Annotated in this window: 17 protein-coding genes; all 17 read left to right on the top strand. The window is 37.4% G+C overall.

Annotated features, from left to right (window positions below; translation table 11 throughout):
* Nucleotides 1–200: 200 nt before the first annotated feature.
* The 17 genes from rpsB (at nucleotide 201) to ribF (ending at nucleotide 19,937) form a co-directional block, all read left to right on the top strand.
* Nucleotides 201–1,019, top strand: coding sequence for a 30S ribosomal protein S2 (gene rpsB / locus IV87_RS05320; RefSeq protein ID WP_057806176.1), 819 nt, complete (start codon nucleotides 201–203; stop codon nucleotides 1,017–1,019).
* Between the two features lie 97 nt (nucleotides 1,020–1,116).
* Nucleotides 1,117–1,995 carry a translation elongation factor Ts gene (gene tsf, locus IV87_RS05315; RefSeq protein WP_057806168.1) on the top strand — a complete coding sequence of 293 codons (879 nt, stop codon included), beginning with the start codon at nucleotides 1,117–1,119 and terminating at the stop codon, nucleotides 1,993–1,995.
* A 162-nt stretch (nucleotides 1,996–2,157) separates the two neighbouring features.
* Nucleotides 2,158–2,880 carry a UMP kinase gene (pyrH, locus tag IV87_RS05310; protein ID WP_057806167.1) on the top strand — a complete coding sequence of 241 codons (723 nt, stop codon included), beginning with the start codon at nucleotides 2,158–2,160 and terminating at the stop codon, nucleotides 2,878–2,880.
* 1 nt (nucleotide 2,881) lies between these two features.
* The gene (gene frr / locus IV87_RS05305; protein ID WP_057806165.1) at nucleotides 2,882–3,442 is read left to right on the top strand and encodes a ribosome recycling factor; all 561 of its coding nucleotides are present in this window, start codon (nucleotides 2,882–2,884) and stop codon (nucleotides 3,440–3,442) included.
* Nucleotides 3,443–3,625: 183 nt separating this feature from the next.
* Nucleotides 3,626–4,396, top strand: a complete 771-nt coding sequence (locus IV87_RS05300; protein WP_057806163.1) for an isoprenyl transferase — start codon at nucleotides 3,626–3,628, stop codon at nucleotides 4,394–4,396.
* A 13-nt stretch (nucleotides 4,397–4,409) separates the two neighbouring features.
* Complete coding sequence (locus tag IV87_RS05295) at nucleotides 4,410–5,195, top strand: phosphatidate cytidylyltransferase (protein WP_057806161.1); 786 nt, start codon at nucleotides 4,410–4,412, stop codon at nucleotides 5,193–5,195.
* 17 nt (nucleotides 5,196–5,212) lie between these two features.
* Nucleotides 5,213–6,481, top strand: coding sequence for an RIP metalloprotease RseP (rseP, locus tag IV87_RS05290; protein WP_057806159.1), 1,269 nt, complete (start codon nucleotides 5,213–5,215; stop codon nucleotides 6,479–6,481).
* A 20-nt stretch (nucleotides 6,482–6,501) separates the two neighbouring features.
* Complete coding sequence (locus IV87_RS05285) at nucleotides 6,502–8,217, top strand: proline--tRNA ligase (protein WP_057806157.1); 1,716 nt, start codon at nucleotides 6,502–6,504, stop codon at nucleotides 8,215–8,217.
* Between the two features lie 115 nt (nucleotides 8,218–8,332).
* Entirely contained in the window at nucleotides 8,333–12,661 is a 4,329-nt protein-coding gene (locus IV87_RS05280; RefSeq protein ID WP_057806155.1) for a PolC-type DNA polymerase III, read from the top strand.
* A 122-nt stretch (nucleotides 12,662–12,783) separates the two neighbouring features.
* On the top strand, nucleotides 12,784–13,257 hold the full coding sequence (gene rimP, locus IV87_RS05275) for a ribosome maturation factor RimP (RefSeq protein ID WP_057806153.1): 474 nt from the start codon (nucleotides 12,784–12,786) through the stop codon (nucleotides 13,255–13,257).
* Between the two features lie 14 nt (nucleotides 13,258–13,271).
* Nucleotides 13,272–14,375: a transcription termination factor NusA gene (gene nusA, locus IV87_RS05270; protein WP_057806151.1), complete on the top strand. Its 1,104-nt coding sequence runs from the start codon at nucleotides 13,272–13,274 to the stop codon at nucleotides 14,373–14,375.
* 25 nt (nucleotides 14,376–14,400) lie between these two features.
* Nucleotides 14,401–14,697 (top strand): RNase P modulator RnpM, encoded by a 297-nt coding sequence (gene rnpM, locus IV87_RS05265; RefSeq protein ID WP_057806150.1) that lies wholly within the window; start codon nucleotides 14,401–14,403, stop codon nucleotides 14,695–14,697.
* Complete coding sequence (locus IV87_RS05260) at nucleotides 14,690–15,004, top strand: L7Ae/L30e/S12e/Gadd45 family ribosomal protein (RefSeq protein WP_057806149.1); 315 nt, start codon at nucleotides 14,690–14,692, stop codon at nucleotides 15,002–15,004. Before rnpM ends, IV87_RS05260 begins: the two co-directional genes overlap by 8 nt.
* A gap of 4 nt (nucleotides 15,005–15,008) precedes the next feature.
* Complete coding sequence (infB, locus tag IV87_RS05255) at nucleotides 15,009–17,555, top strand: translation initiation factor IF-2 (protein ID WP_057806147.1); 2,547 nt, start codon at nucleotides 15,009–15,011, stop codon at nucleotides 17,553–17,555.
* 10 nt (nucleotides 17,556–17,565) lie between these two features.
* Entirely contained in the window at nucleotides 17,566–17,919 is a 354-nt protein-coding gene (gene rbfA / locus IV87_RS05250) for a 30S ribosome-binding factor RbfA (RefSeq protein ID WP_057806146.1), read from the top strand.
* Nucleotides 17,920–18,048: 129 nt separating this feature from the next.
* A complete protein-coding gene (truB, locus tag IV87_RS05245; RefSeq protein WP_057806144.1) occupies nucleotides 18,049–18,966 on the top strand; it encodes a tRNA pseudouridine(55) synthase TruB in 918 nt (305 codons plus the stop codon).
* Nucleotides 18,967–18,980: 14 nt separating this feature from the next.
* On the top strand, nucleotides 18,981–19,937 hold the full coding sequence (gene ribF / locus IV87_RS05240) for a riboflavin biosynthesis protein RibF (protein ID WP_057806143.1): 957 nt from the start codon (nucleotides 18,981–18,983) through the stop codon (nucleotides 19,935–19,937).
* Nucleotides 19,938–20,085 lie beyond the last annotated feature (148 nt).

The following is a 20,085-nucleotide window of genomic DNA, read 5'->3' as shown; positions in this document are numbered from 1 at the left end:
TACTTCGGACATTATCATTTGTGAATGACATGATGTTAGCAAAATTGAAACTATTACTTGCGTTAAAAGCACATTTTCGGTATACTTATTGCTGGTGTTAAACCAAATTCACACTCAATTGGATGATTTGACTAGTGCTCATTGAGTTCTCAAATCAATTGAAAATTGGGAAGGAAAAAACTATTGGAGGTATTTTTATTATGGCAGTAATTTCTATGAAGCAATTGCTCGAAGCTGGTGTTCATTTTGGTCACCAAACACGTCGTTGGAATCCAAAGATGAAACCATACATCTTTACAGAACGTAACGGAATTTACATTATTGACTTACAAAAAACAGTCAAAATGATTGATTCTGCATACAATTTTGTGAAAAATATTGCAGCAGACAATGGTGTTGTTTTGTTTGTGGGAACAAAGAAACAAGCACAGACTGCAATTGAAGAAGAAGCTACACGTGCAGGACAATTCTACGTTAACCATCGTTGGTTAGGTGGAACTTTAACTAACTGGAACACAATTCAAACTCGTATCAAACGTCTTAAAGATCTTAAAAAGATGAATGAAGACGGTACTTTTGAGCGTTTACCAAAGAAAGAAGTTTCTCTTTTAAACAAACAAAAGGACAAGTTGGAAAAGTTCTTGGGTGGTATTGAAGATATGCCTCACGTACCAGATGCTATTTTTATTGTTGATCCTCGTAAAGAGCAAATCGCAGTAAAAGAAGCTCGTAAGCTGAATATTCCGATCATTGCTATGGTAGATACAAACACAGATCCTGACCAAATTGACGTAATTATTCCATCAAATGACGATGCAATTCGTGCCGTTCGTTTGATTACTTCCAAAATGGCTGATGCTGTTATCGAAGGACGTCAAGGAGAAGATCAAGATGCTGCTCAACCAGCAGCTGAAAGTGCAGCACCTGCTAAAGAAAGTGCCGCAGCAAGTGACGTTTCAGCAGATTCTCTAGAAAATCTTAAAAAGACTGTTGAAGGCGGATCAGACTCTGCAAAATAGTTCATTATTAGGCTGTCGTAAGTCTCGACCTTTTTGGCCTGAGATTGAGATGGCCTTTTTACTGGAATTTTAGTATTTTTAAAAGGAGGCCATAATTATGGCAAGTATTTCTGCATCACAAGTTAAAGAATTACGTGACAAAATCGGTGTTGGGATGATGGACGCTAAAAAAGCGTTAGTCGCAACTGACGGTGATATGGACAAAGCAATCGATTTTCTTCGCGAAAAGGGAATTGCTAAGGCCGAAAAGAAGAGTGATCGTATCGCAGCTGAAGGCTTGGCTGACGTTGAAATTCGTAACGACCAAGCTGCTATTGCTGAAGTGAACTCGGAAACTGATTTTGTTGCCTCTAATGATCAGTTCATTGATTTAGTAAAAGCTGTTACAGCACAACTTGCATTGAGTGCACCTGCATCTGTTGAAGATGCCTTAAAACTCGAAACTAGCAAAGGTACTATCAAAGATGATATTATAGAAACGACTCAAGTAACTGGTGAAAAAATTACTTTACGTCGTTTTGATGTGATTAAAAAATCCGAAAATGAACATTTTGGTGCCTATTTACACATGGGTGGTAAAATTGCTACATTAGTTGTTTTAGATGGTGCTGATGATGACACTGCAAAGGACATTGCAATGCATGTTGCTGCCATCAATCCAAAGTATGTTAATCGTGATCAAGTCCCTGCAGAAGTTTTGGATCACGAACGCGAAGTGTTGACAAAAGAAGCCGAAGAAGAGGGCAAACCAGCTAAGATCATTGATAAGATGGTTGAAGGTCGCCTTAATAAGTTCTTGGCAGAAATTAGCTTGGATGATCAAGATTTTGTAAAAGATCCTGATCAGACTGTTGCTAAATATGTTGCTTCAAAGGGCGGAAAAGTTAAATCATTTATTCGTTATGAAGTTGGTGAAGGTATCGAAAAGAAATCTGCTAACTTTGCTGAAGAAGTTAAAAAAGAAATGGGTAAGTAAGTCGGTAAACGACGATTATTCAAAAACTTTGAGAGTGTTTTGTGAAAGCAAAGCACTTTTTTTATTGTCCTGAAATTATCTGATCACTAAATTAGCGAATAGATGGCTCTTTAGGTTGGTTTTATGATAAACTAGAACGGAAGAAAACGAGGAGGAAACACCATGACAGAAGTTAAATATAAACGAGTAATCATGAAACTTAGTGGCGAGGCACTTGCGGGTGATAAAGGATCGGGCATCAATCCACCTGTTATTAAAACAGTCGCTCAAGAATTAAAGGATGTTCATGATATGGGTGTTCAAATCGCAATTGTTTGCGGTGGCGGTAACATGTGGCGTGGCGAAACTGGTGAACAAATGGGCATGGAACGTGTTCAGGCTGACTATATCGGTATGCTGGCAACTGTAATGAATGCTTTAGCGTTGCAAGACAGCTTGGAATCATTGGGTGTTCCAACTCGTGTTCAAACGGCAATTGAGATGCGTCAAATTGCTGAACCTTATATTCGTCGCAAGGCAGTTCGTCATTTAGAAAAGAATCGCATTGTGATCTTTGCCGCTGGTACTGGAAGTCCCTATTTCTCAACTGACACCACCGCTGCTTTACGAGGTGCCGAAATTAACGCCGATGCAATCCTAATGGCAAAAAATGGTGTTGATGGTATTTACTCTGCGGATCCAAATAAAGATTCTTCAGCAGTTAAGTATGAAGAATTAACACACATGGATATTATTGATAAAGGCCTTAATGTGATGGATACAACGGCTAGTTCTCTATCTATGGAAAATAATATTCCGTTAGTTGTTTTTAATTTAAATCAAGCTGGAAACATTAAAAAAGTTATTGAAGGTCAGAATATTGGAACTACAGTAAGGGGAAAATAATATGGCAGAAAATGAAATTATAAAAAAGGCACAAGATAAAATGGTAAAGGCTGAACAAGCTTTAGAACGTGAACTCGGAAATATCAGGGCAGGCCGTGCTAATGCTAGTTTGCTAGATCGAATTAAAGTGGATTACTACGGAACACCAACGCCGGTTAATCAAATGGCTTCAATTAGTATTCCAGAGGCGCGCGTTATTATGGTTACACCTTATGATAAATCGGCTTTAAAGAATTTGGAACAGGCAATCTTAATGTCTGATCTTGGTATTAATCCATCAAATGATGGTAGTGCAATTCGATTAGTTATTCCACAATTAACTGAAGATCGTCGTAAGGAATTAGCTAAAGACGTTAAGGCTGAAGGTGAACGTGCAAAAGTTGCTGTTCGTAATGTTCGCCGAGATGCCATGGATGATTTGAAAAAGGGCGAAAAGGATAACACTTATACCGAAGATCAATTGCATGATTTGGAATCACAAACACAAAAAGTTACTGATACTGCAATTAAGGCAGTTGACAGTATCGTAGCCAATAAAGAAAAAGAAGTTTTGTCTGAGTAAACTTGCTCAAACAGACGGTTAACACAGAGAGCCTGACCATTTATCAGTGCTGTTTGTGTTTTTTCTTATTTAAATTAGAAAAATTAAATTGAAGAACTCCTAATTTTTTCTCTCAAAAATGTTAACTTTGAAAGAATTCTGCTAAAATAGATGTTATGCATGAATATGAGATGGAGTGATAAAGTGTTCTCTAAAAGTAATAAAGAAGATAAAAATACTATAGATACTACTCAAATTCTGAATGACAATATTCCTAAACACGTTGCAATCATTATGGATGGTAATGGTAGATGGGCCCAGAAACGGCACTTGCCAAGGATTGCTGGTCATCGTGAAGGAATGAACACTGTAAAAAAAATAACGATTAGCGCTAGCAATTTGGGTGTGAAAGTACTAACATTGTATGCTTTCTCAACTGAAAATTGGAAGCGTCCGTCCGGAGAAGTCAGCTTTTTAATGCATTTACCGGGGGACTTTTTTGATACATTTGTACCTGATTTAATCAAAGCTAATGTAAAGGTGAAGGTAATGGGTTATATCGATCAATTGCCAGATTTTACACAAAAAGCAGTAAAAAAGGCAATTGCAGATACTGCCAAATGTACTGGCATGATATTAAACTTTGCTTTAAACTATGGTGGTCGAGCAGAAATTGTGACGGCCGTTCAAAAAATTGCTGAGAAAGTTAGTCAAAACGATTTAAAACCAGATGAAATCAGTGAAGAAACAATTAATTCTTCCCTAATGACAGCTGATTTAAAACCATTTTCTGATCCTGATTTGTTGATTCGCACAAGTGGTGAAGAGCGAATTTCCAATTTTCTTCTTTGGCAGATTGCCTATAGTGAATTAGTGTTTTCCGATCAGTTATGGCCGGACTTTTCCGACACGACATTAAAGGATTGTATTTATCAATATCAACAAAGAAATCGCCGATTTGGCGGTTTAAAATAAGGGAGTTTATAATATGAAACAACGTGTTACAACAGCAGTTATTGCTTTGATTATTTTTATTCCGGTTATTGTTTATGGTGGTTGGTTAATTGATATCGCTGGAATTGCACTTGGCTTGGTTGCTGTCAACGAAGTTTTGATGATGAAAAAGTTGCTCTTGGTCTCACCTGAAGCAATTATTGCAGATATCGGTGTTTTTTCTTTAATTGCACCATTGAGCTGGTTTGGATGGTTACCTCCTCAAATTGACCGCGTGTTCATTTTCTTCTTGTGTGTCCTCGCATTGCTAATTAGAACAGTTATCAGTCGAAATCGCTTTTCTTTTAATGACGCTGGCGCCGTTACTTTGGCTATGATGTATATTGGCTTTGGTTTTAATTACTTCATTGCTGCTAGAAGCGTTGGCTTGTCAATGTTGTTATATATTCTCTTTGTGATCTGGTCGACGGATAGCGGTGCTTATATGATCGGTAAAAGATTAGGCAAACACAAACTGGCACCACACATCAGTCCCAACAAAACCTGGGAGGGCTCAATTGGTGGCACAGTTGTTGCCACAATTATAGGAACTATTTTCTTAAGCTTTTATCCAACGCAATACAATTTCTTTTTAATGATCTTATTAACATTAATCTTTTCTGTTACGGGTCAGTTTGGTGATTTAGTAGAGTCAGCATTGAAACGCTATTTTTCAGTAAAAGATTCTGGTAATATTCTCCCGGGACATGGCGGTATTTTAGATCGGTTTGACAGCATGTTACTGGTTTTACCGCTTGTACATCTATTTGGATTAATCTAATTAAGTGAGGTTTACCATTGATACAGACGATTATTACATTCATTATTGTATTTGGCATCTTAGTGATTGTTCATGAATTTGGTCACTTTTATTTTGCAAAAAAATCGGGAATCTTAGTTCGTGAGTTTTCAATTGGGATGGGACCTAAAATCTATTCTTATTCTAAAAACGCAACTACCTATACGTTAAGAATCTTACCAGTTGGTGGTTATGTGCGAATGGCAGGACTAGAGGATTCGGATGAAGAATTAAAACCCGGAATGCCAGTAAGTTTGATTACCGGTAAAAATGGAAAAATTGCAACGATCAATACAAGTCACGATACAACTTTATTAAATGGCATCCCGCTTGAAGTTACTAAAAGTGACTTAGAAAATGAGCTTTGGATAGAAGGCTATGAAAACGGTGATGAAGAGAGTCTGAAACGTTTTGAAGTAGATCACGATGCATCTATCATTGAAAGCGATGGAACTAAGGTTAGAATTGCGCCCAAAGATGTGCAATTCCAATCTGCTAAATTATGGCAACGAATTTTAACTAATTTTGCTGGACCAATGAATAATTTTATTTTGGCCATCATTGTCTTTGCACTTGTGGGCATTTTACAAGGGGCAGTGCCAACTAATTCTAATCAGATTACAGTTATTTCTGATTCAGTGGCAGCAAAAGCTGGTTTAAAAACAAATGATCGCATTGTTTCGGTTGCTGGTCAGACTACAAAGTCCTGGTCAGATTTACAGGATACAATTTCTAGTCGTCCCAAACAAAAGACAAAAATTACGGTAAACCGACATGGAAAGAAAGTAACTTACAATTTAACTCCCAAGTCAGTTAAGGGTAATGAAGGTCAAGTAGGACAAATTGGAATCGAAAGTTCAATGACTCGTAATTTAGGGGCTAGAATTATGTATGGGTTTACTGAAACCTGGAAACTAACCACAATGATTTTCACCCTTCTTGGACATATGGTTACGCATGGAATTAGTGTTAATGATTTTGGTGGACCAGTGGCCATTTATGCTCAAACCTCAGAAGCTGCCAAAATGGGATTCATTTCTGTGCTGACCATGTTAGCCTATTTATCATTAAATCTTGGAATTGTTAATTTGATTCCAATTCCAGCGCTTGATGGTGGAAAAATTCTGCTTAACTTTATTGAAGGCATTAGACGAAAACCTTTAAAGCCAGAAACGGAAGGTATCATTACGTTGATTGGCTTTGGTTTGTTAATGCTGTTAATGATTTTGGTTACTTGGAATGATATTCAACGGTATTTTTTTAAATAATAATTACTACGGAGGAAACTATGAAACAGTCAAAAATTTTGATTCCAACTTTAAAGGAAGTTCCAAATGATGCCGAAGCAAAAAGTCATCAAATGATGCTTCGTGCTGGCTATATTCGCCAGGTATCGGCAGGTATGTATGCGTATTTACCGTTAGCATTCCGAACAATTGAAAAGATCAAAAAAATTATTCGAACTGAAATGGAGAAAATTGATGCAGTTGAAATGTTAGTTCCAGCTGTATTACCTGCAGAATTATGGGAAAAATCAGGACGGCTAGAAACTTATGGTCCTGAATTATATAAATTTAAGAATCGCCATGATCGTGACTTTATTCTTGGCCCAACCCATGAAGAGACCTTTACAACTTTAATCCGTGATGAAATTAAATCATATAAAAAATTACCGCTCACACTTTACCAAATTCAGATGAAGTATCGGGACGAAGATCGTCCCCGTTATGGTTTACTTCGTGGACGTGAATTTTTAATGAAGGATGCCTATTCTTTCCATGCTGAAACAAAAAGTTTAGACAAAACCTTCCGTGATATGGAAAAAGCCTATCAAAATATTTTTGATGCTTGTGGCTTAAATTACCGTGAAATTGTTGGCGATGCTGGAGCAATGGGTGGCAACGATTCAAAAGAATTTTCTGCGATTGCTCCAGTTGGCGAAGATACAATTGCTTATTCAGAAGAAAGCGATTATGCAGCCAACTTAGAAATGGCAAGTAGCAAGTATGTTGATGATAAGCCAACGGATGAAAAACCATTGGAATTAGAAAAAATTGCAACACCAGATGCTAAAACTATTGATGCGGTTGCTGAGTTCTTAAATATCAGTACTAATAAGTTAATTAAGACGTTATTATATATTGCTGATGGGAAACCAGTATTAGTCTTAACTCGAGGAAACGACCAGGTAAACGAGGTTAAGGTTAAAAACTTTTTGAAGGCTGATGAATTAGTTGCTGCCAATGATGACCAGGCTGAAGAATATTTAAATGCGGATTTTGGCTCTTTAGGACCAGTGAACGTAAATGCTAAAGATGTGACAATTTTGGCTGATTTCTATGTTAAAAACATGGTTAACTCCGTAGTTGGCGCTAATGAGAACGGATTCCATTATAAAAATGTGAATATCGATCGGGATTTAACTGTTAGTCATTTTGGCGATTTTCGAACAGTTCATGAGGGTGAACTGGCTCCTGATGGTAAAGGCAAATTACAGTTTACGAAGGGAATTGAAATTGGTCATATCTTCAAACTTGGAACACGTTATTCGGATGCATTAGGTGCAACAGTGTTAGATGAAAATGGGCGTTCTAAATCTGTAATTATGGGTTGCTACGGAATTGGTGTTAGTCGTTTATTGTCTGCAATTGCGGAACAAAAGGCGGACGAAAATGGTCTTGTTTGGCCAAAAAATATTGCCCCATTTGATGTACACGTGGTACCTGTTAATGCCAAAAACGATGAACAAATGGCTTTAGCCAATGAAATTGAAAAAACGATGACTGAAGCTGGCTACGAGGTTTTGGTTGATGATCGTAAAGAACGTGCTGGAGTGAAATTCGCTGATTCTGATTTAATTGGTATTCCAGTAAGAATTACAGTCGGTAAAAAATCATCAGAAGGAATCGTTGAAGTGAAATTACGTAAAACTGGTGAAACGTTGGAAGTCAAAATTGAAGAATTAAAAAATTCTGTTGACATCCTTCTAAAGGGTGAAAACTAAACGAGATTTTTAACAGATAGCTAAGAATAACGGCAAATTGATGGTGATTTTGTTTTCATATCAATTTGTCGTTATCTTCATGAATATTAATTTTTAAAGGGGAAGGAATTGTGTTTTGAGTTTAAATTCTAATGAACAGTTTAAAAAACTTCTCGAACAAATTGATTATCCAAATCAAGACGAATCAAGTTTTGAAAATGCTGAAATAAAAAAAGTCATTGTTCATCAAAAATCAAAGGTATGGGAATTCTCTTTCCAATTTCAGAATTGTTTACCATTTACAGTTTTTCAACAATTTAATAATCATCTCCAAATTGCCTTTAAGTCGATTGCGACAGTTGTATTTAATATCACAACTGAAAGCCCTGAACTGAATATTCATTTAATTGATAATTATTGGGAATGGATCGTGAAAAATAGTCATATTTCATCTCCACTCACTCAAGAATTATGTGGACATAATTTGCCCAGTTTGAATGATGGTCGAGTTTTATTTGCGGCTCAAAATGAAGTTGTTCAAAATTTCTTAACAACTACAGCGCTTGGCCCAATTGAAAGTACTTATCAGCAGTATGGATTTCCTGCCTTCTCGATTCATACAATTGTGGATGAGTCTGATTCGCAAAACATGATTGAGGAACTCAAGGCAAAAAAAGCAAAAAGTGATGCAGAATTAGCTCAAAAGGCATCTCAGGCAATTCTTAAGCAAGATGAGAAACGCCAGAAAAAACAAGCAAGTGGTGTCCCTGATGGCGGACCAGTAAGAATTGGTAAACAGATTAATCCGGATGAACCCGTTACTCGTTTAGAGGACATTACTCAAGAAGAACGTTCAGTTGTTGTTGAAGGCTATATCTTCGATGCTGAAGTACGAACCCTGCGTTCGAAACGACAACTTTTAATCTTTAAAATTACGGATTATACATCATCAATTACGGTTAAGAAATTTTCAAAAAATGAAGGCGAAGAACAACTATTTTCTGCCATTCAAAAGGGCCTTTGGGTAAAAGTGCGTGGAACTGTTCAAGAGGATACCTTCATGCGTGACCTAACACTTAATGCTTATGATGTAATGGAAGTTAGTCATGCTAGTCGTCAAGATAAGGCTCCAGAAGGTAAGAAACGCGTGGAACTTCATTTACACACTAATATGAGTCAAATGGATGCCACGGACAATATTACTAATTATGTGAAACAAGCCGCTAAATGGGGCCAAAAAGCAATAGCTGTTACAGATCATGCTGGATTACAAGCCTTCCCGGAAGCTTATGCGGCAGGTAAGAAAAATGGTGTCAAAATTTTATACGGCGTTGAGGCTAACCTGGTAGATGATGGGGTTCCCATTGGTTACAATGATAAGAAGATTCCGTTAAAAGGGACAACCTATGTTGTGTTTGATGTAGAAACAACGGGTTTATCAGCCATTTATGATAAAGTGATTGAACTATCGGCTGTTAAAATGCAGGATGGTAATGTAATTGACCAATTTGAAGAATTTATTGATCCTGGATTTCCGTTATCTGAGTTAACAACCAACCTGACAAGTATTACAAATGAAATGGTGCGAGGTTCAAAATCTGAACAAGAAGTTTTTAGTCTGTTTAGAGAATTCTATGGAGACGCAATAATTGTTGGTCACAACGTTACGTTTGATATTGGATTCATGAATACCGGTTATGCTCGCTACAATATGCCACCCGTAACAAATCCAATTATTGATACGCTGACCTTGGCCCGCTTTTTGTACCCAACACTTAAAAGCTATCGACTAAACACTTTGGCAAAAAAGTTTGGTGTTAGTTTGGAACATCATCATCGTGCCATTTATGATGCTGAGTCAACAGGGCACCTTTGTCATTTATTTTTAAAAGACGCCGAAGACCGCTATCACATCAAATATCATAGTCAGTTGAATGATCATATGACAGAGAATGGTGCCTATAAACATGCCCGTCCTTCACATGCTGTGCTACTTGCGACAACTCAGGCAGGTCTAAAAAATTTGTTTCGACTAGTATCCTTATCAAATGTAAAGTATTATTATCGGGTTCCAAGAATCCCTAAATCAGAATTATCGCGACTAAGGGATGGTCTTATTGTAGGATCGGCCTGCAGTAGTGGTGAAGTTTTCACGGCAATGATGCAAAAGGGTAAGGAAGAGGCCAAACAAAAGGCCAAATTTTACGATTATTTAGAAGTCATGGCCAAACCAGTTTATCAACCTGAAATTGAGCAGGGACTGATTCAGGATAATCGGCATTTAGAAGAAATTCTATCAAACATTGTGTCTCTTGGTGAAGAACTTAAAAAACCAGTTGTTGCCACTGGTGATGTTCATTATTTAAATCCTGAAGATTATATTTATCGAAAGATTTTAATTAATTCTCAGGGTGGTGCTAATCCACTGAATCGGTCTGTATTACCAGATGTTCATTTTCGAACAACCGATGAAATGCTTGAAGAATTTGACTTTTTAGGTAAGAAGAAAGCAGAAGAAATTGTTGTAACTAATCCTGCTAAAATTGTTGCTCAAGTTGCTGAAATAAAACCAGTCAAAGATAAATTATATACACCGAAAATGCCCGGAGCCGAGAATAGAATCGAACAACTGACAATGGATAAAGCCCATGAACTTTATGGCGATCCGTTACCACAAATTGTAAAAGAACGTTTGGATAAAGAACTGAAAAGTATCATTGGTAATGGATTCTCTGTGATTTATTTGATTGCACAACGACTTGTACACAAAAGTAATAAGGATGGTTATTTAGTTGGTTCACGAGGGTCTGTTGGTTCTAGTTTGGTGGCAACGATGTCTGGAATTACAGAAGTTAATCCATTAGCTCCACATTATCGGTGTCCAAATTGTCAGTATACTGAGTTTTTCACAAAGGGTGAATATGGTTCTGGTTTTGATTTACCTGATAAAAACTGTCCGAAATGTGGAACACCACTCATCGGCGATGGACAAGATATTCCCTTCGAAACATTTCTGGGATTTAAGGGAGATAAGGTTCCAGATATTGATTTGAACTTTTCGGGAGATTATCAGCCAATTGCCCATAACTATATGCAGGTTTTGTTCGGTAAGAAAAATGTTTTCCGTGCGGGAACTATCGGTACTGTGGCGGACAAAACTGCTTATGGGTATGTTAAGGCGTACGAAAGAGATTCTGGTAAGTCTTTTCGTAATGCAGAAATTGATCGTTTGGCGAAGGGTGCCACTGGTGTTAAACGAACCACTGGACAACATCCTGCCGGAATTTTAATTGTGCCAGACTATATGGATATTTATGATTTCACACCAATTCAATATCCAGCTGATGACCAGACAGCAGCTTGGGAAACAACTCATTTTGATTTTCATTCCATTCATGACAATATTTTAAAAATGGATATTTTGGGTCATGATGATCCAACTATGATTCGTGCTTTACAAGATTTATCAGGAATCGATCCTAAAACTATTCCAACCGATGATCCGGGGGTCATGAAATTATTTTCTGGTCCAGAAATTTTAGGCGTTACGCCAGAACAAATTCAGTCCAAAACAGGTACTTTTGGCGTTCCTGAATTCGGTACTCGTTTTGTTCGAGGAATGTTGGAAGAAACACATCCAACAACCTATGCTGAATTGTTACAAATTTCGGGACTCTCTCATGGAACTGACGTGTGGTTAGGCAATGCCGAGGAGTTGATCAAGGCAGGAACGGCAACTCTGAAAGATGTGATTGGGTGTCGTGATAATATCATGACCGATTTGATTCATTACGGAATGGATTCACAGACCTCCTTCCAGATTATGGAGAGTGTTCGTCATGGGCGTGGAATTCCTGATGGTGATGAAGAGAAAATGAAGAAATCAAATGTACCTGACTGGTATATTGATTCTTGTGGCAAGATTAAGTATATGTTTCCGCGAGCACATGCATCCGCTTATGTTTTAATGGCGTTACGGATTGCTTATTTTAAAGTTTACTTTCCAATTTTATATTACAGTGCCTACTTTAGTGTTCGGGCTGATGATTTTGATTTAGTAGCCATGTCACACGGAAAAGACGCTGTTAAAAATGCGATGAAAGAAATTAATGATAAAGGTATGGATGCATCTACCAAAGAAAAGAATCTTTTGACTGTTTTGGAATTAGCAAATGAAATGATTGAACGCGGATATACATTCAAAATGGTAGATGTTAACAAATCTGACGCTTCTCAGTGGCTAATTGATGGCAATGCTTTGTTAGCGCCGTTTAATGCCGTACCAGGGTTAGGTTTAAATGTGGCTAAGCAAATTGTGGCTGCACGAGAGGATAAACCTTTCTTGTCCAAAGAAGATCTTTCTAAACGTGGAAAAGTATCCAAGACTTTAATTGATTTTATGACAGAAAATGGTGTTTTATCAGAATTACCTGATGAAAACCAGTTATCATTGTTTGACATGTAGTTAATTTGTACAGTATTAAGGTATATGTTATACTAATCATGAATCTAATTGTGGCAAGTGAGTGAGCAGAAAATGCTCACTCTTTTTCTTGAAAATATTTGAATTTTATTGGAGGTTTAAGTTTGGCGAGTGTTGTAGAAACAGTACAAAAGGAAGTAGAACCGCTTATTGAATCTCACCAGTTTGATTTGGTGGATATCGAATTCGTAAAAGAAGGCAAGAGTTGGTACCTTCGTGTTTATATTGACAAACCAGGTGGGATTACAATTGAAGATTGCGCTGAGGTGAGCGACCAAATTAGTGAAAAGCTGGATAGTTTGGAACCAGATCCATTTCCTCAGGCATATTTTCTTGAAGTTTCATCTCCCGGCGCCGAACGACCAATAAAAACTTCTAATGACTGGCAACGAGCTGTGGGACAATACATTCACATATCCTTGTATGCACCAATTGATGGTCATAAAGTCTTTGAGGGTACACTGGACGAATATTCAAAAAAAACAATACAACTGACTTACATGGAAAAAACAAGAAAAATAAGTAAACAATTTGAACTTAAACAGATTGGATTTGCGCGCTTCGCAATCAAATTTTAAAAGGAGAATTTAAAATGAGTAAAGAAATGATCAATGCCCTCAACACTTTAGAAGAGGAGAAGGGGATTAAAAAGGAAGTTGTTATTGATGCCCTGGAGGCCGCACTGGTTTCAGCTTATAAACGAAACTACGGTCAAGCGCAAAATGTGGATGTTGAGTTTGATGATAAAAAAGGCGACATTCATGTTTATGCGGTTAAAGAAGTTGTTGAAGAGGTTTTAGATGATCAACAACAAGTAAGCCTTAGTGATGCTTTGAATATCAATAAAGCTTATGAATTAGGCGATCATATTAAGTTTGAGGTAACACCAAAAAACTTTGGGCGAATTGCTGCACAAACTGCAAAACAGGTCATTTTACAACGGGTACGCGAAGCAGAACGAGAAATTATTTATAACAAATATAGTGAATATGAAAACGAAATTGTGACTGGAGAAGTTGCCCGTCGCGATAATCGTTTTGTCTATGTAGATCTTGGCGGTGTTGAAGCTGTCATGTCAAAACAAGACCAGATTCCAACTGAAAGATATGAACCACATGATCATATCAAGGTTTATGTGACTAAGGTTGAAAATAGTGGTAAAGGTGCACAAGTATTTGTTAGTCGAAGTACACCAGACTTGTTAAAACGTTTGTTTGAACAGGAAGTACCTGAGATTTTTGATGGTACGGTTGAAATTGTTTCAGTTGCACGAGAAGCTGGTGATCGAGCTAAAGTAGCTGTTCGTTCAAATGATCCAGATATTGATGCAGTGGGAACCTGTGTAGGACCTAGAGGGCAACGTGTTCAAACAATTGTTAATGAACTAAATGGTGAAAATATGGATATTGTTGAGTGGGAAGATGATCCTGCAAAATATATTTCTAATGCTTTAAATCCTGCTGAAGTTGTTGATGTTTTGTTTGACGAAGAAAACGAACGAACTTGCATGGTTATCGTTCCGGATTATCAGCTTTCATTAGCAATTGGTAAACGTGGTCAAAATGCACGCTTAGCAGCAAAATTAACTGGCTACAAGATTGATATTAAATCAGAAACAGATGCAAAAGATTTAGTTGAACAACCAAATGAAGAAGACACCACAGATTCAGATTCAGAAACAGACGACAACGAATAACATTTGACTAGGAGGCTCGATAACGATGAAAAAAAGAAAAATTCCGTTACGTAAAGATATTGTGACGGGTGAAATGTTTCCAAAAAGAGAACTAGTTCGAGTTGTTAAAAATAAAGAAAATGAAGTTTCACTTGATCCAACCGGTAAAAAACCTGGTCGTGGGGCTTATATCGGATTAGATGTTAAAATTGCTAAAAAAGCAAAAGATGAAAGAACTTTTGATAAGACATTTAAAATTAAAGTTGCCGATGAGTTTTATGATGAGTTGATTGCTTATGTTGACCATCAGCAAGCTCGGAAGGAATTGTTCAAGGATGAATGATAACGATCGTTTTTCCAATTTACTTGGGTTGGCACGAAGAGCAGGAAAATTGATTTCTGGGGAACAACAAGTGTTACAATCAATTCGAAGCCAAAAAGCTAAATTGATCGTTATCAGCACTGATTTGGGTGCTGCTACACGGAAAAAAATTTCTGATAAATGTACAACTTATCAAGTCCCTTTATTAGCCTTTATGAATCGTGAAATGCTTAGTCAAGCAATTGGACAATCAAGATCTGCTGTAGCTATTGAGGATCAAGGATTTGCTAAAGCCTTATTGAAATTAAATATTGAAGAAGGAGCGTGAAGATATGGGGAAAAAACGCATATATGAATTAGCTAAGGAAATTAATGTGTCCAGTAAGGACATAATTGCTAAGGCTAAAGAGTCTGGGTTTGATGTTAAAAACCACATGTCTACCCTTGGAGAGAATGAAGAACGCCAAATTCGCCAATCATTCGCTACTAAAAATAACCAAAAATCTGAAACACCAAAGAAGAAGCCAACATTATACCGTTCTGCTAAAACTGGTAAAACAGTTGTTGAACGTACAGCTGGTAAAAAACAGGAGACTAGTGTGCAGCGTAAATCAACTCAAACAACACAAAAAACTCAGGGTACTAAACCTGTAAATAATAACCATAAACCAACTGCTCAGACACATACGACTGGACAGACGAATTCAAATTCTAATCGATCACAACGATCTGGTCAGAATACTTCAACAAGTCGAAATCAAAATCATTCGACTCAGAACCAAACTCGAAATAACACAAGATCTGCACAGAATAATGCTCAAAACCACAATTCTCAAAAGTCACGAACATCACAAAACAATTCGTCAAATGGTGGTAATCGTTCAACTAGTTCTAATCGAACAAATACCAACACGACTAGTCGACAAAATAATAGCACGCAAAATTCGTCTACTTCGAGAGATGGTCGTCGAAATAATTCACAGGGAAACCGTAATTCAAGTTTTGGTCGCAATAACAACCGTTACAACAACCGAAACCGGTATAACAAAAAAAGCAAGAAAAATGGGCGTTTGCGTCAAATAAGTAATAAACCAGCACCAACTAGAAAGAGTAAGCCATTACCAGAAGTCTTTGAATATAATGATGGGACTAATGTAGCTGAAATTGCTAAAAAGATTCATCGAGAACCAGCAGAAATTATCAAAAAATTATTTATGTTGGGCGTGATGGTTAATCAAAACCAAACTTTGGATAAGGATACTATCGAAATTTTGGCAGCTGACTATGGCATTAAGGCTGAGGAAAAACAGGAAGTAAATGTTTCTGACATTGATAAGATGTTTGAAGAAGAAGCTAAAAATACCGATCATCTTGAAAGTCGTCCTCCAGTTGTTACAATTATGGGACACGTTGATCATGGTAAAACGACCTTGCTAGATAAGCTACGCCACAGTCATATTACGGCAGGTGAAGCTGGAGGAATTACTCAAGCAATCGGAGCTTATCAGTTAAAGCATGATGGCAAATTGATTACTTTCTTGGATACACCAGGACATGCGGCATTTACAGAGATGCGGGCTCGTGGTGCTGATATTACTGATATTACAATTTTAGTTGTTGCTGCTGATGATGGTGTGATGCCACAAACAATTGAAGCTATTAACCATGCTAAGGCCGCTAATGTGCCAATTATTGTAGCGGTTAACAAGATTGATAAACCGGGTGCCAATCCCAAACATGTTATGGAACAATTAACCGAATATGGGTTAGTTTCAGAAGATTGGGGTGGTGACACCATCTTCGTTGAAATCTCAGCTAAATTTGGCAAGAATTTGGACGAATTATTAGACATGATTTTACTTCAAGCAGAAGTTATGGAGTTGAAGGCAAATCCAGATCAAAATGGTGCTGGCTCCGTAATTGAAGCAAGTCTTGATCCAGGTAAGGGTTCAATCGCAACAGTCTTAGTTCAACAAGGCACTATGCGTGTTGGTGATCCAATTGTAGTTGGTAGTACGTTTGGTCGTGTTCGAACAATGACAAATGAGTTAGGCCGGCGTGTAAAAGAGGCCACACCATCGACACCGGTTGAAATTACTGGTTTGAATGATGTTCCTGAAGCTGGTGATCGGTTTGTTATCTTTGATGATGAAAAATCGGCTCGTGCTGCTGGTGAGGAACGTGCTAAGGAAGCCTTGATGGAAGAACGTCGAGCAAATAATCATGTAACACTAGACAACTTATTCGATTCTCTTAAAGAAGGAGAGATGAAAGAGGTTGATTTGATTATTAAAGCTGATGTTCAAGGATCAGTTGAAGCTTTATCTGGCAGTCTTAAGAAAATTGATGTTAAAGGTGTTCGGGTTAACATCATCCATACGGCTGTTGGTGCTATCAATGAAAGTGATGTTGCGTTAGCAGAAGCAAGCAATGCGATTATTATTGGTTTTAACGTTCGCCCTACAAATCAGGCCAAACAATTAGCTGACTCATCAAATGTAGATATTCGTTTACATCGAGTTATTTATAACGCTATCGATGAAGTTGAATCTGCTATGAAAGGGATGCTTGAACCAACATATAAAGAGGAAATTACAGGTCAAGTCGAAGTTCGACAGATCTACAAAGTTTCACATGTTGGGACCGTTGTTGGTGGCTATGTAACTGAAGGCTACATCCAAAAGGATAGTGGCGTTCGTTTGATTCGTGATAGTGTGGTCATTTATGAAGGTAAATTGGCTAGTTTGAAGCGCTTCAAAGATGACGTTAAACAGGTTAAACAAGGATATGAATTAGGTCTTACAATTGATGGCTACAATGATATCAAGGTTGACGATGTCATTGAGGCTTATATCATGAAAGAGGTTCCTGTAGAATAGGAGGATCCAAATGGCAAGATTATATCGAGCTGATCGTCTTGGTCAGGAAATTGAAAAAGAAATTAGTGATATTATTCGTAAACGAGTTCGTGATCCACGTGTGCAAGGCATTACAATTACCGGTGTTAATGTGACGGGAGACTTACAACAGGCAACTGTTTACTATAGTATTCTGTCAGATAAGGCTTCCGATGGTGAAAGAGTTGCAACTGGATTGCAAAAAGCAAAGGGACTTATTCGTAGTGAGTTAGGTTCACGCCTTTCAATCTATAAAACACCTGAGCTGATTTTTGAACGGGATGCTTCAGTTCAATATGGTGATCGAATTGATCAATTAATTAATAAGCTCAATTCAAAAGAATAATATGCTATTTAATAAATACGCAAAAGAATGGTCTGGAATTTAACGGCCATTCTTTTTTAATATCAAAATTCAATGAATATCGCGATCCTATGCTATAATTTAAAGCAGAAAAAGTGGAGGTTGTTTTAAATGGACGGTATAATTCCTTTGTATAAACCACGTGGAATGACAAGTTTCGATTGCGTTGCCAAAATGCGTGGTATTTTACATCAAAAGAAGATTGGTCATAGTGGTACTCTAGATCCCAATGTGGACGGTGTTTTACCGATTTGTGTTGGTAAGGCGACTAAAGTTGTAAATTATTTAATGACCTCAGGAAAAGTTTATACGGGCTCGATAACTTTTGGTTTTTCCACGACGACGGAAGATTTGGATGGTGAAGTGGTTAAAAAAAAGTTTCTCAAAGAACCTCTCACTGACGATCAGATTGATCAGGCCATGTCAGAACTAACTGGTGAAATTATTCAAATTCCACCGATTTACTCGGCCATCAAAGTTAACGGAAAAAAACTATATGAGTATGCCCGTCAAGGAATTGATGTTAAGCGACCTGAACGCAAAATAACTGTTCAAGCGTTTAAACGTCAGGGAAAATCCATTTTCAATTCAACTGACGGAACTCAAATGGTCAATTTTGAGGTGCAATGTAGTAAAGGAACTTATGTACGCACGCTCGCGGTTGATGTTGGGAAGAACTTAGGCATTCCTGCAGTAATGTCAAAATTAACTAGGGTTGAAAGTGGTGGATTTAAGCTGTCTGAAACAGTTACTTTCGCTCAACTGGAACTAGCAGTTAAACACGAAATTGTTGACACATTGATGTATCCACTAGATTACGCATTAAAAATGTATCCTCATTTTTCTCTGGATGAGGATTTAAATCGCCGTGTTCAAAATGGGGCGATTCTGCAACGCAGTAACTTTAAGCAACCAAAAAATGCGGCACCTGTACTGGTACTAACTTTTAAAAATCGAGTACAGGCCTTATATCAATATGATGAACAACGCGTAGCTTATCGGCCATTGACAATGTTATTAGTGAATTAGAATAGGAGAATTTTATGAGAATTATTTATTTACATCATCCATATAAGACTCAACAGATTCCCCAAACAGAGGTTGTTTTAGCAATGGGATTTTTTGGTGGTGTTCATCTTGGTCATCAAGCGGTAATAAAAGAAGCACGAGCAGAGGCAACTAAACGTAAAATGCCTTTGGCAGCAATGACATTTGATCATCATCCATCCGTTGTATTCCCTAAACCGGGGTTAAATGGCCTGCATTATTTATCTTCTGTAAAACGCAAAGCAGAACTGATGGAAGATTTTGGGGTTGATATCTTATATGTGGTCAGTTTTACCTCAGCTTTGGCACATTTGAAACCACAGGAATTTGTTGATAAATATATGGTTGCACTTCATGCTAAGGTAATTGTAGCGGGATTTGATTATACTTATGGGCCACGTGAAATTGCTGATATGGCTCATTTACCAAGTTATTCGAAAAATCGTTTTGACATAATTACAGTGGATGAATTTCTGCTTGATGGTCAAAAGGTAAGTTCTACGCGGATCCGTAATGATTTGGAAAAAAGTAATGTAGATCATGCTAATAAGTTTTTGGGCTATGTTTATCAAACTAGTGGATTAGTAGTTCATGGTGAAGCACGTGGACGAACCCTAGGCTTTCCTACGGCCAACGTTTTATCCGATCCATGGGTGAGAATACCGGGAATTGGTATTTATGCTGTACAACTTAAAGTAGGCACTAAATGGTGGCCCGCAATGGCATCTGTTGGCCGAAATGTGACATTTGGAGAAAATCGACCAATTACCTTAGAAATAAATATTTTTGATTTTGATCAAGAAATTTATGGTGAACAGGTTTCCGTGAAATGGTATCACTATGTTCGTGGAGAAATAAAATTTGCCAATGCCGCAGAATTAGTTGAACAATTGAAAATGGATGAAAAAAATATTCGGAAATATTTTGCGAATTTAAATAAAAAGCGTAACTAGCGGTAACTGTCAAATGAGTAAAGTCTTATTATTTTAACAAAATAGGTAGTTCATACCAATTGCATACCAAAATTTTAAGAAAGTTAACTAGTCCGAGTAACTGGCTAATGAATAGAAACGTTGAATTAATAAGCTTTTCAACACATTG

This window comes from Pediococcus ethanolidurans (assembly GCF_001437405.1).
GTDB classification, from domain to species: Bacteria; Bacillota; Bacilli; order Lactobacillales; family Lactobacillaceae; genus Pediococcus; species Pediococcus ethanolidurans.
This window is presented reverse-complemented; position numbering and strand designations above follow the sequence as displayed.